Annotated in this window: 11 protein-coding genes; 9 read left to right on the top strand and 2 right to left on the bottom strand. The window is 47.6% G+C overall.

The window, feature by feature from the left end; translation table 11 throughout:
- The first annotated feature begins 185 nt into the window (after positions 1 to 185).
- Positions 186 to 1,322 carry a BamA/TamA family outer membrane protein gene (locus ACXIT9_RS05910; protein WP_458055302.1) on the top strand — a complete coding sequence of 379 codons (1,137 nt, stop codon included), beginning with the start codon at positions 186 to 188 and terminating at the stop codon, positions 1,320 to 1,322.
- A 40-nt stretch (positions 1,323 to 1,362) separates the two neighbouring features.
- On the opposite strand, the gene radA is transcribed toward ACXIT9_RS05910, so the two are convergent.
- Complete coding sequence (radA, locus tag ACXIT9_RS05905) at positions 1,363 to 2,760, bottom strand: DNA repair protein RadA (RefSeq protein ID WP_458055301.1); 1,398 nt, start codon at positions 2,758 to 2,760, stop codon at positions 1,363 to 1,365.
- A 99-nt stretch (positions 2,761 to 2,859) separates the two neighbouring features.
- Positions 2,860 to 3,999, bottom strand: a complete 1,140-nt coding sequence (locus tag ACXIT9_RS05900) for an amidohydrolase (protein WP_458055300.1) — start codon at positions 3,997 to 3,999, stop codon at positions 2,860 to 2,862.
- Positions 4,000 to 4,182: 183 nt separating this feature from the next.
- Between ACXIT9_RS05900 and ACXIT9_RS05895 the strand changes: the two genes are divergently transcribed.
- The 8 genes from ACXIT9_RS05895 (at position 4,183) to ACXIT9_RS05860 (ending at position 14,368) form a co-directional block, all read left to right on the top strand.
- Positions 4,183 to 4,359, top strand: a complete 177-nt coding sequence (locus tag ACXIT9_RS05895; RefSeq protein WP_458055299.1) for a hypothetical protein — start codon at positions 4,183 to 4,185, stop codon at positions 4,357 to 4,359.
- Between the two features lie 4 nt (positions 4,360 to 4,363).
- Complete coding sequence (locus ACXIT9_RS05890; RefSeq protein ID WP_458055298.1) at positions 4,364 to 5,041, top strand: pseudouridine synthase; 678 nt, start codon at positions 4,364 to 4,366, stop codon at positions 5,039 to 5,041.
- A 134-nt stretch (positions 5,042 to 5,175) separates the two neighbouring features.
- Complete coding sequence (locus ACXIT9_RS05885; RefSeq protein ID WP_458055297.1) at positions 5,176 to 6,147, top strand: AAA family ATPase; 972 nt, start codon at positions 5,176 to 5,178, stop codon at positions 6,145 to 6,147.
- A gap of 315 nt (positions 6,148 to 6,462) precedes the next feature.
- Complete coding sequence (locus tag ACXIT9_RS05880) at positions 6,463 to 9,288, top strand: TonB-dependent receptor domain-containing protein (RefSeq protein ID WP_458055296.1); 2,826 nt, start codon at positions 6,463 to 6,465, stop codon at positions 9,286 to 9,288.
- Positions 9,289 to 9,314: 26 nt separating this feature from the next.
- Complete coding sequence (locus ACXIT9_RS05875; RefSeq protein ID WP_458055295.1) at positions 9,315 to 10,742, top strand: hypothetical protein; 1,428 nt, start codon at positions 9,315 to 9,317, stop codon at positions 10,740 to 10,742.
- Positions 10,743 to 10,830: 88 nt separating this feature from the next.
- On the top strand, positions 10,831 to 11,418 hold the full coding sequence (locus ACXIT9_RS05870; RefSeq protein WP_458055294.1) for a hypothetical protein: 588 nt from the start codon (positions 10,831 to 10,833) through the stop codon (positions 11,416 to 11,418).
- A gap of 132 nt (positions 11,419 to 11,550) precedes the next feature.
- Complete coding sequence (locus ACXIT9_RS05865; RefSeq protein ID WP_458055293.1) at positions 11,551 to 13,017, top strand: glycine--tRNA ligase; 1,467 nt, start codon at positions 11,551 to 11,553, stop codon at positions 13,015 to 13,017.
- Positions 13,018 to 13,684: 667 nt separating this feature from the next.
- The gene (locus ACXIT9_RS05860) at positions 13,685 to 14,368 is read left to right on the top strand and encodes a hypothetical protein (protein ID WP_458055292.1); all 684 of its coding nucleotides are present in this window, start codon (positions 13,685 to 13,687) and stop codon (positions 14,366 to 14,368) included.
- The last annotated feature ends 35 nt before the right edge of the window (positions 14,369 to 14,403 follow it).

The raw sequence follows: 14,403 nt of genomic DNA, 5'->3' as shown, positions 1-14,403 counted from the left end.
GCGGCGCAAAGGATTTCCACGTATATTCGGGCATGAAATGCTGGTTTCCTGTCTGTAAATCTGAGTGCAAGAGGCTTTCTTTACTTCGAAAGTCTTCGCGGTCAGGGAATGCTTATTTCCCCGTCATTAACAACTTTTTTTTACCCACCTTTAAGCTCCTAAACAGGTCTTCCAACCTGCTTGGAGTGGTTTTTTTCACCCTTTTCCTGCTTTCTGGTCTCGTGGAGGCGCAGGACAGCCGACCGAATTTCGCTAAGCGCTATCTGAATGGCATCTTTAACGATACCACCGACATCAGCCAGCCCCAATTCATCATTTATCCCACTCTCGCTTTCGCTCCGGAAACTTCTTGGGAAATCGGTGTTTCTCCACTCTATGTGTACTACGCACGCAGGGACACCTCGAACCGGCTTTCTGAGATTAATGGATTCGCTTTTGTGACCCTCGAAAATCAGTATGGTCTCCTGCTGGATCACGCCAACTATACGCACGAAAACAAGTGGTTTTTTCTAGGCAGTTTACGCGTACAAACTTTTCCGCTAAAGTATTTTGGCATCGGTATGGATGTGCCACTCGGACCAGGAAATGAATACTTAGCCATCGTAGATGCGAATCAAATCCAGTTTAAGGAGCGCGTCTTGCGTAAAGTTTCGGAGAATTTTTTTATCGGTCCCGAATTTGATTTTCAGCGGTTTTCTTCTGTGCGTTTTTTAAACAGGGAGGAGGCGCCGGCCTTCCAGCGTCCGCGAGGAGATGCCGGGAGCACGAATTTTGGACTTGGCTGGGGGCTGGTCTGGGACGAGCGGCATAATGTGCTGAATGTACGGCATGGCAACTTCCACGAGCTTGCCTACCTGCGCTATCATCCAGCGCTAAGTACCTTTGACTTTCATACCGTTATCAGCGATAATCGCATTTTTAGAACGGTGCGCCCGAATCAGGTGCTGGCCATTCAAGCGCTAGGTGTTTTTAATGCAGGTGAGGTACCCTTTAACCAGCTTGGGCTACTCGGTGGAGAAAGCTTGATGCGCGGCTATTACCTGGGAAGGTTTCGGGACAAGCATTACCTCGCAGGACAGGTGGAGTACCGCTTTTTACCCCTACCGCTGGGCTTTACGAAGCGACTTGGGGCAGCTGTTTTCGCTGGTGCGGGCAGTGTGGCGCCCCGTCTGCGGCCAGAAGCGTTTACGAAGCTGGCCTATTCCGGAGGGGCGGGCCTTCGTTTTCTTTTGTTCCCGAAAAAGGACATCTATACCCGCTTGGATTATGCACTCACCCCAGAGGGAAGTGGTGTCTATTTTTTCATCGGGGAGGCGTTTTAGCAGCCACTTTCACATTTGTGCACATTCTTTTTAGCAGGGCCTAACCGGCCAAAGCCCCCGTTTTCAGATATTCATAGAGTGTCGCTAATTTGGTGATCGGAAGCACCTCGATCTGACGGTATTTGTTTAAGTCTATCCCTTTAACTGCATATTTGGATAGCATTATCTGTTTAAAACCAAGTTTTTCAGCCTCAGAAATGCGGCTTTCGATGCGATTTACAGCCCTGATTTCTCCCCCTAAGCCTACTTCTCCTGCGAAACAAAGTGTCTCCGGCACCTGCAGGTCTTCATAGGAGGAAATTAGCGATGCGCAGGCAGCCAAGTCCAGGGCTGGATCATCGACCCGCAGGCCGCCAGCCACGTTTAAGAACACGTCCTGGGCTCCCAGACGCATGCCACCACGTTTTTCCAGCACCGCCAGGAGCATGTTGAGCCGCTTCGCATCGTGTCCGGTGCTGCTCCGCTGTGGGGTTCCATAGGTGGCGGCGCTCACTAAGGACTGAATTTCGATCAGTAATGGGCGATTTCCTTCCATCATAGCACCGATGGCTACCCCGAAGGAAACCTCTTCGCGCTGGGTCAGTAAGATTTCAGATGGATTAGGCACTTGGCGCAGGCCCTCCGCACGCATCTCGTAGATGCCCAGCTCTTGGGTGCTTCCAAAGCGGTTTTTGCTCGTGCGTAGGATTCGGTAGGAGAGATGCCGATCCCCCTCGAACTGCAGCACTGTGTCCACCATGTGTTCGAGCACCTTTGGTCCCGCGATGGCTCCATCTTTCGTGATATGTCCGATTAAAAAAACGGGTGTATGGGTTTCTTTTGCGAACTTCATGAGTTGCGCCGTACATTCCCGCACCTGACTAACGGAGCCTGCTGCGGATTCTACTAGGGGGCTGGCTAAGGTCTGAATGGAATCGATGATAAGTACTTCGGGCTCCAGCTGATTGACGGCCTGAAAAATGGCCTGTGTATTTGTTTCGGCGAGCAGAAAAAGTGTATCCGACTGAAAAGGCATGCGTAGTGCACGCATTTTTATCTGCTGCTCACTTTCCTCTCCTGATACGTAGAGCACTTTTTGATGAAGGGTAAGCGCGATTTGTAGCATCAGGGTAGATTTTCCGATACCGGGTTCTCCTCCTATGAGCACGAGTGCACCCGGCACGATCCCTCCGCCCAAAACACGGTTCAGCTCTTCATCAGCCGTATGGAGGCGAGTTTCCTGCCGCTCTTCCACATCCATGAGGCGAATGGGTGCGGCCTTTTTGGCCTTCAGGCCGCCAGAGGATACTTCCTTCCACTCGCTTTTTCCGGAGGTATCTTTTTGGACGACTTCTTCCACATAGGTGTTCCAAGACCCGCAGGCCGGACATTTACCCACCCATTTTGGGCTTTGCGCCCCACATTCCTGACAGAAAAATGTTGTTTTTACTTTCGCCATAGCCGCTCTTTTCAGCAGTAAAACTATCGAATTCAGCGCGCATGTGCTAACGGGAAAGTGGAAAAAGCTTTGTCCTCCCTTTGGCCGGCAGGCCCTGGGCTACTTATTATGCATCCGACGCACGACTCCCTCGAAGAGTGCCACGCCGGTGGGAATCAGCTCGTCGGGGAAATCATAGGTAGGTGCATGCAGCTGGGCTAATTTTTCCCCCGCCCCGAGCCCAAAGAGCACGGTGGGCATCTCCGCGGAAAAGACGCCGAAATCCTCCGACCAGCGAAAAGGAATCCGTATATGCTTGGTCGATAGGCGGAGCGATTTCGCCGTTTCGTTCACCTGTTCCCAGGCCTTGGGGTGGTTTTGCGTGGCCGCAAAATTTTCTACCCAGTCCACCTCACATCCCAGCCCATAGCTATCCGCGATGGAGTGGGCGAGTTTTTCGCTGTAATCCCGCAGCTGCTTTAGGGTTTCGTCCTCGTAGGCGCGCAAGGTGAGCATGAGGGTAGCTTCCCCTGGTGTGGTCCCAAAAGCCCTGCTGCCAAGCTGCGCATGTACTACGGTGACCAAGCTAAATTTTTTCATGGCATCCGGCAAATACTGTAACGCCACGATGGTTTTGCTCATAGCCTCGGCGGGACTAAGGCCGTCTTCGGGGTGGGCGGCATGGGCAGTTTTTCCGGATAGCTCGATGATCATGCCTACAGAAGCTGCTGCAAAACTGTTTTTTTTCAGCACAACTTCGTGGAGGGGATAGCCGGGCAAGTTATGCAGCGCAAAAGCGGCATCAATGGGGCCCAGTGACTCGAATTTTTCGTCGGCAAGTATAGCTTGAGCACCTTCTCCGGTTTCTTCTGCGGGCTGAAAAAGGAGAACGACTTCACCTGTCTCCGGTCGCTGTGCTGCCAGCTGCTCCCCCAGGCCACAAACTATGGCCATGTGACCGTCATGACCGCAGAGGTGGCCCTTTTCAGGATCTTTACTCGCATGGGAGAAGGTATTGGTTTCTCGTATGGGGAGGCCATCCAGCTCGGCTCGGAAGAGGCTTCTGGGGCCAGGGTGCTCTCCTTTAAAAACGAAGGCGAGGCCCTTTCCACCGAGTGCCTCTAAGGTGTGGTCCGGCCCCAGTTTCTCGAAAAAAGAAAGGATATATTCGGCTGTTTGGGACTCTTCTCCCGCTACTTCTGGCTGCTGGTGGAGTTCCCGCCGCAGGTTTCGTAAACGATCAAATTGCTCTTTTTGCATGCTTATTATCGGTTTAGGATCCTGTTTTGCTAGGCGCAAAAAAAACGCCGAAAGTACAATATGCTAAATTTTTCTACCTAATTCCAGTTTTTTCAGCTATTTAGAATTGTGGGAGGGTGAAAATGCAGCCAGAGGGAATTTTTTTGCAGAGAATTTTGCTACCTTAGGGTAAAGGATAGAAAAATGAACGAAGTACAGCGCAAGGCCCTAGAGGCAGAAAAAGCCCGTCTAGAGGCGACTCTTACAGGAGATATGTTTCAAGATATGGAGACGAAAGATGCCATTCATAACATCGACATGCAGTTAAAGGGAGTGAAGCCGATGGACAGCGCGATCGACTGCATCGGTTGTGGCAGCTAACTGCATGGCGGCATTTCGGTATTTTGTTTTGTATAAGCCTTTCGGCATCCTTAGTCAGTTTTCGGGGGATCCGGACACTACGCTGGGATGTCTTTTTCCTTTTCCAAAGGAGGTCTATCCAGTGGGAAGACTGGATAAGGACAGCGAAGGCTTGCTGCTGCTTACTGACGACAAGGCCCTCAACGAATATCTTTTACATCCCAGCCGAGGCCATAGCAGGACCTATTATGTACAGGTGGAAGGTGTTCCCTCCCCGGAGGCGCTGCTGACACTTTCGGAGGGGGTGAGCATTCGCGTGGACGGCAGGGACTATCGCACGCTGCCCGCTGTGGCGAAGGAGCTGAGGGAGTCTCCCGAGCTGCCCGAGCGAAATCCGCCTATTCGCTTTCGCAAATCTGTGCCCGATAGCTGGCTCTCGCTGTGTTTAATAGAGGGTAAAAACAGACAGGTACGTCGCATGACGGCTGCTGTAGGTTTACCCACTCTGCGGCTGGTACGCTGGAGCATGGAGGGACTAGACATCGCAGGCTATCAGGTAGGAGAGGTGCGGGAATTCGATCAAGAGGAGCTTTTTCAACTGTTAAAAATTGATAAAAAGCGTTTGTATGCGGCGAAGGGTTCCGAGAAGTGGGGAGGAGTTCGTAATTTCACCCGCACGAAGCCACGTAAAGGAGGCAGATAATGCCTTTTATCACAAATCGTCGGTGGATTTTTGCCGTAAGGCATAATTTATACTAATTTTAGACGTTTCTAACGTTTCGAAGCTTTCGGGCTTAACAAGACGTTCGTCTATCGTATTTCATAATTCGCTTAAACATGCATCAGGAGCAAATCCAAGAGGTATTACAGGAGGTTAAAAAGGTCGTGGTGGGTCAAGACAGAATGGTAAACCGTCTGTTGATCGGCCTCTTCACGAATGGACATATATTATTAGAGGGGGTACCTGGTCTGGCCAAGACCTTAACGGTGAATACCCTCGCGAAGGTGCTGAAGCTGGACTTTCAGCGCATTCAGTTTACGCCTGATCTTCTACCTTCCGACTTAATCGGGACGATGATTTACAATCAGCAGGAGTCTAATTTTGAGGTGAAAAAGGGTCCTATTTTCGCTAACATCATTTTAGCGGATGAGGTGAACCGTTCTCCAGCGAAGGTGCAGTCTGCCTTGCTCGAGGCCATGCAGGAGAAGCAGGTGACGATAGGAGAGACGACATTTCTGTTAGATCGCCCTTTCTTGGTTTTGGCCACCCAAAATCCGGTAGATCAGGAGGGAACTTACCCTTTGCCGGAGGCACAGGTCGACCGTTTCATGATGAAGGTGCATATCGATTATCCGACGAAGGAGGATGAGCTAGAGGTGATGCGTCGGATGGCCAATTTACAGTTTTCGGCACAGATTAACCCGATTCTCGGCAAGGAGGAAATTTTCGCCATCCGAGATAAGATCAATCAAGTAAAAGTAGCAGAGCCCTTAGAAAAGTATATCATTGAATTGGTGTTTGCGACCCGATTCCCGAGTCAGTATGGGTTGAAAGAGGAAGCGAAATACATCCAGTTTGGGGTTTCGCCGCGTGCTAGTATTAATCTTAACTTAGCGGCGCGAGCGGTGGCCTTGTTAGATGGGAGAGATTATGTGCTTCCCGAGGATATTAAGGAAATCGCGGAGGATGTGTTAAACCACCGAATCATCTTGAATTATGAGGCGGAGGCGGATCATGTAAACAGCCGTGATTTGGTGAAAACGCTTTTGGATAAAATTCCGATCAATAAATCTGTAGCGTATAATTAGCAGCGGGTGACCATCAGGGGATGGGTAGATTCGGGTTTTCGTTCTGCTTGCCCTTTTTGAAAGCATCGAATCGGCATTTAAGAAGGGCTTAAGACAAAGGAAGTTTTAAGCCCTTTTTCGTTTGGTAACTTTTTGTTCACATGTGAAGCCCTGTTTTGGCATGATTTTCAGGTTTTCCAAACAATCTGTGGCTGTGTGTTAAATTTTTTGTTTTTGTTTTGTCTTCGGTACGACTAAAATGTAATGATTCAGTAAAATACTTTTTAATCTTTCGGTTTAAATCTTCCGCACCTTTGCAGCGATCTAACATGCTGTATGATGCTACGAATTTTACCCCTCGTTTTATTTCTTTATTTCTCAAGTCTCGGACTGCTGTATGCGCAGTCGGGAAGTGTGCGCGGAGTTGTGAAAGACTTTGCTACTGGTGAGACGATTATCGGTGCGAATGTTTTTCTCGAAGGTACAGGAATCGGTGTCGCCACCGGCTTGGATGGTGATTTTGAGTTGGCGAAAATAGAGCCAGGTCGCTATAATCTCGTGGTTTCTTTTATTTCTTATAAGACCATGCGCTTCGAAAATATCGAAGTCTTTTCTGAAAAAGCTACTACCGTCCAGGTGGAACTTCAAGAAGATCTCGGGGATTTAGGCGAGGTATTAGTGATGGCGAGTAGGGAAACAGGTTCCGCTATCGCAGTGGTTTCAGAGATTCGCAATTCTCTTCAAGTGGTAAGCGGTATTTCTTCGGATCAGATTAAGCTTTCTCAAGACGGAAACGCGGCGCAGGTGATGAAGCGGGTTTCGGGGGTAAGTATCGTTGACAATAAATTTGTGCGCGTTCGTGGTGTGGATGACCGCTATAATGTGGTGATGATTAACAATGCCCTGGCGCCGAGTACGCAGGTAGATAAGCGTACGTTTTCTTTTGATTTGATTCCGAGTGATTATTTAGATCGGATGATGATTTATAAGTCTCCTTCACCGGAAGTGCCAGGAGATTTTGCTGGTGGTATGGTGAAAGTATTCACGAAAAACACGGTAGATGAGGATTTTTTGACCTTTGGTATGGGCTTTGGCTACCGTGCAGGCACGACCTTTAACACGCACAAGACGACGGAAACCTCACCGACCGATTTTTTAGGTTTTGATAGTTCCAGGGGATTGCCTGCGGGATTTCCAAGTACGGAAACGCTAACCACTACGAGTACGACAAGCCCGCAGCGTTTCGAAGCTGCGCAGATGTTGCCGAATAACTATGCCATCCAAGAAAGAATGGCCACCCCGAACGCCAGTTTTGGCCTTGGCTATGGAAAGACCTGGCGCCTGCGTAGCGGAAATGCCACGCTTTCCACGGTGAATAGTTTAGGATGGGCACAAGATTATCAGTTTTTTCAGGCCGAGCGTAACCGCTACTTTTTTCCGGTGCCGGGAGAAATTACCGAAAAGCGTGATAGCTACCTAGACGATTATCACGCCAAAAGCCATGAGGTTTCTTTACTTTCCAACTGGCAGCTCCGCCTGAGTCCCTATACCAAGTTCTCGTTCCGCAATATGTTGAATGTTACGGGAACGAATGAAACCATCATACGAAATGGATTTGATTTCGTTCAGCGGACAGAAGGCGCGCGCGATTATGCTTTTCGTTACGAGAGCCGTGCACTTTATGCCGGTCAGCTGGAGGGTATTCACCTTTCTCGTGATGAGATGACGAAGGTCAACTGGGTGCTAGGGGGCAACTGGGTGCAGCATCAGGAGCCTGATTTCCGAAGACTTCGCTCTACTTTTAATGCAGAGGGAACTGAGGGCCAGTTTGTGTTTATCGATCCACCTGCCTCTAGCCCACAGGATATGGGCCGTTATTTTGGCTACCTGAGTGATTGGGGTTTGAGCCAGGGGCTCAATTTCGAAAAGAAGTTTTCCGGTGTAGAAAAAGATCGTCCGCGGATCTTTCGTGCCGGCTATCTGGCGGACTACAAAGCACGTGATTTTAATGCACGTTACATCAGTACGGTTTTTCCGGGAACGCATGATTTCGCGAACCGCGAGCGTTTAATTCGGCTACCTTTAGAGGAAGTTTTTGCACCTGAAAATTTCAGAGCAGGCGATGGGTGGAGTATTTTAGAAGGAACCCGAGCAACAGATGCTTATGAGGCACAAACCTTTATCGGTGCGGGTTATGTAGGAGGTGTTTTTCCTATCGGATCTTTTAATTTAAGCGGTGGACTACGTACAGAATATAGCATTCAGCAGTTAGACAGCCGTAATCAGTTGGGTGACGTTCGCGTAGACACCCGGAAGCTGGCCGCCTTACCCTCTCTGAATATAGATTATAATTTTACGCCGAAATCACTTGTGAGAGCCGGTTATGGACGCACACTTAATCGTCCTGAGTTTCGTGAATTCGCTCCCTTTTTATATTACAGTTTTGAGTTTATCGCGGGGTTTTTCGGAAACCCTGATTTAGAGATCGCTACGATTGATAATTTCGATTTGCGTTTCGAGATTTATCCGAATGAAGGAGAGATGTTCAGTATCGGGGCTTTTTATAAGTTTTTTCAAAACCCCATCGAGACGGTACAACAGAACGTAACGGAGCAACTCCAGTTTACTTATGCTAATGCTGTAGACGCCACGGTATACGGGATCGAGTTCGAAGGCAGAAAGGCGCTTTCTACCTTGACGGATATTCCGGTGCTGAAGGATCTTTCATTTAATGTAAATGCCAGTCTGATTTGGTCAGAAGTCTTCTTAGGCGATGATGTCCGCTTTCAAGATTCGCGCCGTGCGCTGCAGGGCCAGTCTCCCTATGTCTTAAATGCGGGCTTATTTTATAACCATCTGTCCAGTGATCTGAATGTCGGCATCGCCTATAACGTGACGGGTCCTCGGATTTTCGTGGCGGGAAATGCGAACAATCCTGAAATCTATGAATTACCACGGCACCAGGTGGATCTTACAGTGAGCAAGGTCTTCCGAGACCGAACGACGCTAAAGGTAGGGATTCAAGACCTACTAAACTATCAGTACCGCTTCTTCCAGGATTCGAATTTTGACCGCAGAATCGACACTTCCATCGATGATCCGATGTATCTCTGGAGAAGAGGAACGCTTTATACCGCATCACTTACTTACAGAATCAAATAAACTTTTACTACCAATTTATTAGTACCATGAAAAATCTCTTTAAAATCTTTGCGCTAGCGGCTTTTACTGCTATGACAGTAGCCTGTAGCGATGACACTCCCACGCCGATAGTAGATGAACCAGGCGAGCCGGATCAGGAACTTCTTGTGGATTTAGAAGGAAATTTAACAACGCAGACATTAACTGCTGATAAGCAGTACCTTTTAAAAGGCCAGGTATTCGTTCGAAATGGACAGACGGTGACGATCGAACCAGGGACGATTATTTACGGTGAAAAACGTTCTAAGGGAACACTTATCATCGACAGAGGGGGTAAGTTAATCGCGCGTGGTACCCGTGAAAATCCAATTATCATGACCTCCGCGCAGCGTCCGGGTGAGCGAGACCGCTCTGACTGGGGAGGTTTAGTGATCGCGGGCCGTGCGAAAACAAATCAGATCGATCCGGCAGTAGAGGGTATCGACCCGATTTTAATCTTCGGTGGAGATGATGATAATGACAATTCCGGCGAATATGAATACATCCGCGTAGAATATGCAGGGATCGAATTGACTCCGAATAACGAGACGAACTCGATTACCATGGCAGGTGTAGGAAAAGCTACTTTCATGGAGCACCTGATGGTCTCCTTTGGCGGTGATGATGGTTTCGAGTGGTTTGGCGGAAACGTAGATGGCCGTTATTTTATCTCACATTCTACCTGGGATGACGATTTAGACGTGGACTTCGGTTATAGCGGAAACGTACAGTTTGCCCTCGTGGTGAGGAATCCGTTCTACGCAGATCAGTCTCAATCGAATGCTTTCGAATGTGATAATGGACCGAATGATAATGACGTGCAGCCTTATACGACAGGTACTTTCTCTAATGTGACCGTTTACGGACCTCGTGACCGTGTAGGTCGCTCTATTTCTGGAAACAATTTTCATGCGATCGATTTAAGACGCCGTACAGCGGTTTCGATATTCAATTCCGTCTTGACGGGCTTCCCAACAGGTGTTCGTTTTAATACGGCCTCCGTTACAGAGCAGTACCGTTCAGGCACTGGAGTTTTAGCGAATAATATCATCGTAAATCCAAATGCTAATTTTGCTGCCGGTGGCGGTGCGAATGTCGCTGACGTAGAAGAAATCTGGACGGCGACGAATCAGACTTTTGCCCTTCCTGCTGCAGATGGCCCCTGGGAAGATTTTTATCGTGAGCTTGGACTACGTCCAGAAAACTTCTTCGCTCGCTACACGATCCGTACTTATCCAGCGAACCCGGACTTCACCCTACTTTCTGGTGGGAGCTTAGCAACTGGCGCCTCCTTCGAAAATGCGAAGTTTAACGAGGCTGGAAGAACGACCTTCTTCGATAAAAACGTTCCCTTCGTAGGTGCTTTTGGCAGTACGGACTGGACGGATGTATGGGCAGAATTTAACCCGCTCGATATCGATTACACGAAGATGTAAGTTGGCATCAACCACTACCTATCCTTCCTTCATCAGGGGCTGCTTGCGTGAGCGGCAGCCCCTATTTTCCCTTGTACCCCTGCTGTATATGTTGAACGTACGATCCTTACTTCTTTTTTTAAGTCTATTAGGCCTTTTTAGCCAGTGTCAGCCTGCGAACCCTTACGCTGCTGAGCAGCTTTCCTCTCGTGAGCAGCATGCCCTACTGCTGAGTAGCATCCGGTATTTAGGCCATCTGCCAAAAAAAGCAAACCATGATACGAAATTCCAGCCCGTCTACGATACGTATTATAGCCAATTGGCGCTGGATTACACCGTAGATGCCTACTTTCAAGACGATGCTTATGAGTATTTCTTGGCTAGCCGCATTGCCCCCTCATTGAAGGTGAAAAAGGTAGCCACGGGCGTAAAAATTCAGCGAAATGCTGATGGTCAGCTGCTGTACTACGAAGAAGTTTTCCGTACTTGGAAATTTGAGGAAGAGGAGCTTCTAGAGAAGGGCCTGTTTCTTTTCGGCAAGATGGTCCGTGGGGAGGACTTGACCCCCTTTTTACCGCAGCATTCTGGTGAGGAGGAGTACATCGAATTTCCTGATCAGCGTGTTTACTTTGATGTAGAAGCGAGGAGATGGCAGGTGCGTGCTGGCGCGCAGGAAGACAGTCTGGGTTTGCTTTAAGGGTACGGACGGGCCCTGAAAATTAACTGTTGGCCTTTGCTGTGTGATGCAGTGAAGGCTTTTTTGCGCCGCGGCGCAAAAGTTTAGCACAAGCAGTCTTCCATTCCGTGCATTTTAATTAATTTTGCAGCTATGGCAAAACAAGAACAAACAGCGGAAAACGCCCAGTTAAAAGATATAATCGCCCACGCGAAAGAGTACGGCTTCGTCTACCCCTCGTCAGAAATTTACGACGGCTTGCAGGCTGTTTACGATTACGGTGCTTATGGTGTGGAGCTGAAAAATAATTTAAAGCGTCTTTGGTGGGAAACGATGACGCGATTGAATGAAAACATCGTAGGAATCGATGCGGCTATCTTCATGCACCCGACCACTTGGAAGGCATCAGGACATGTGGATAGCTTTAATGACCCGATGATCGATAACAAGGATTCCAAGAAGCGGTATCGGGCAGATGTTTTGATCGAGGAGCATGCGGCGCGTTTTGAGGAGGCGGGTGATGTGACACGTGCCCAAGAGCTTTTAGCGGAGATGGGTCGCCTGTTGGAAGCAGAAGACCTCGCTGGTGTGCGTGACCTGATCATTCGCGAGGGCATTTCCTGTCCGCTGAGTGGAACGACGAACTGGACGGAGGTACGGCAGTTTAACCTCATGTTTTCTACTCAGGTAGGTTCTGTAGCAGAGGATGCTTCTACGATTTATCTGCGTCCGGAGACGGCTCAGGGGATCTTCGTTAATTTCTTAAATGTCCAGAAGACTGCGCGCATGAAGGTACCTTTCGGCATCGCCCAGATCGGCAAGGCATTTCGTAATGAGATTGTGGCCCGCCAGTTTATTTTCCGTATGCGGGAGTTTGAGCAGATGGAAATGCAGTTTTTTGTGCGCCCCGGTTCAGAGCTGGAGTGGTATCAGCAGTGGGCAGAAAATCGTGTGAAGTGGCATTTAGCACTGGGTATCCCGGAGGAGAAGCTGCGCCGTCATGATCACGAGAAGCTCGCACATTATGCGAATGCAGCCTTAGATATCGAGTATAAGTTTCCTTTTGGCTTTAAAGAGGTGGAGGGAATACATTCCCGTACAGACTTTGACTTAAAAAGTCATCAGACATTTTCGAAAAAGAAACAGCAGTATTTCGATCCGGAAATCAATCAAAACTATATTCCCTATGTGATCGAGACTTCCATCGGAGCGGATCGATTGTTTTTAATGACGCTTTGTAATGCCTATGTGCAGGAAGAGGTGGAGGGTAAGAGCAGGACTTATTTAAAGTTTCATCCCGCTATCGCGCCGGTGAAAGCAGCGATTTTGCCACTGACGAAGAAAGATGGGCTCCCCGAGAAGGCTGCCGAGATCGTGAAAGCCTTAAAATACGATTTCAACATTATTTACGAGGAGGCTGCTTCTATTGGCAAGCGTTATGCGCGTCAGGATTTAATCGGTACCCCATTCTGTATTGCGGTGGACCACCAGACTTTAGAGGATAATACAGTGACGATTCGCCATCGCGATACGACGAATCAGGAGCGTGTGCCGATGGATAGCCTGCATGCAAGGCTTAGTGAGGCCTGTAGTTTCCGCAGGGTTTTTGAGCGGTGTTAATCGGAATGAATCGGTTTTAAAGAACTCTGGGCCTTAGCCTTAAAAAACAAAAAGATCCCTTAAAGGATCTTTTTGTTTTTTAAGGCTATTCGTAATTGCCTGTTTTGGGCGTATGCATGCTGTCTTATTATTTGAATTTTCCCAGAACTCTGAAGAGATTGAATACTCTATAAGGTATATATAGTAAATCTTAAAACAATTTTATATAGAAATATGTATTTTAGTATTTTTATAAAAAAATGTTTACCTTTTAAAGCTTTTGATTTACATTTTTAATCACTGAGATATACAGATAAGTAAAAAAAATACTTTCTGCCTACTTTTTAAGTCTTTGGTTTTACTGATGAATTGCTATTTTTTTAAAATTTAATAACTCATTTCGTCATTTGATAATATATTCTTTGGTTTATAGGGCAAGTTTATCAGGAGCGCATACTGAGTGCGCCATTCCTATTTCTGGTATCCAAATCAGTTTAACTTGCATCCTTTCATGCCCTAAGTCACGTTAAAATATTAATCGGTGCTACTCAATCCACATCCCCACAAACTAACTGGTTGTCTCGATCGATTTTTCCGCCTGTAAGCAGTTAAATTTCTCCCACAGCCCTGACAATTACGAGCACTTTCGTATCCATTTCGAAATTATCTATATGTAACAAGTATCCTTATGAAACGCTATTTTCAATTATCGTGGGCTATTTTCTTCGCTATCGTTTGTCTGTACTACACGAAAATCTTTCTGCTAACTTCTTTTTCCTTTAATCATTACGACGTTCTTTATTTCCGAAACTATTTTTTCTGTAGTTTAGGCCTTTACTTCTATGGTTTATATAGGCGAGATCAAAAGCTTTTACCTGAAATAGAGACGGATGAAGTCGATGAACGTGCACAGCCCAGAGGCTTTCGCTTTCACTTTAAGCGTCTAGCTAACCAAGCCGTTCCTGCTCTATTCCTTCTTTTTTATACTGTGATTCACATCTTTTCACTTGCAGAAAACTCTTTTGATTTAGTGTATGTGGCCTTTGATATAGCAACCATAGGCATCCAGTACATTAGCTTTTTAGCCGCCATCGCTTTAATAGCGACCTTTGGGTATAAGGACGTTCTCAACCTTTTATTGATGACACTTCTGCTCATCTCCACTTTAAACATCTCCGCAAATGCTATGGGAGAAAACATGCTACTCCTCTTGAATCCATTTACAGGATGGGCCTACTCCATTCATTTTATGGATCATTCTCTTTGGTATATTAAGCTTTCGCTTCTGATCGTTATCGCAGGAATTCTCTACACGCGCATGCTTAAAAGGCCGCAGCCCACTAAAAATGTTCAGCGCTCCCTTTCGAAGTAAGGACATACGCCTTTTTTACAGCCTCCGACAGAAGA

It is taken from the genome of Nitritalea sp. (genome assembly GCF_054166705.1).
The sequence above is the reverse complement of the archived record's forward strand: the minus strand, read 5'-3'. Positions and strand labels throughout refer to the sequence as shown.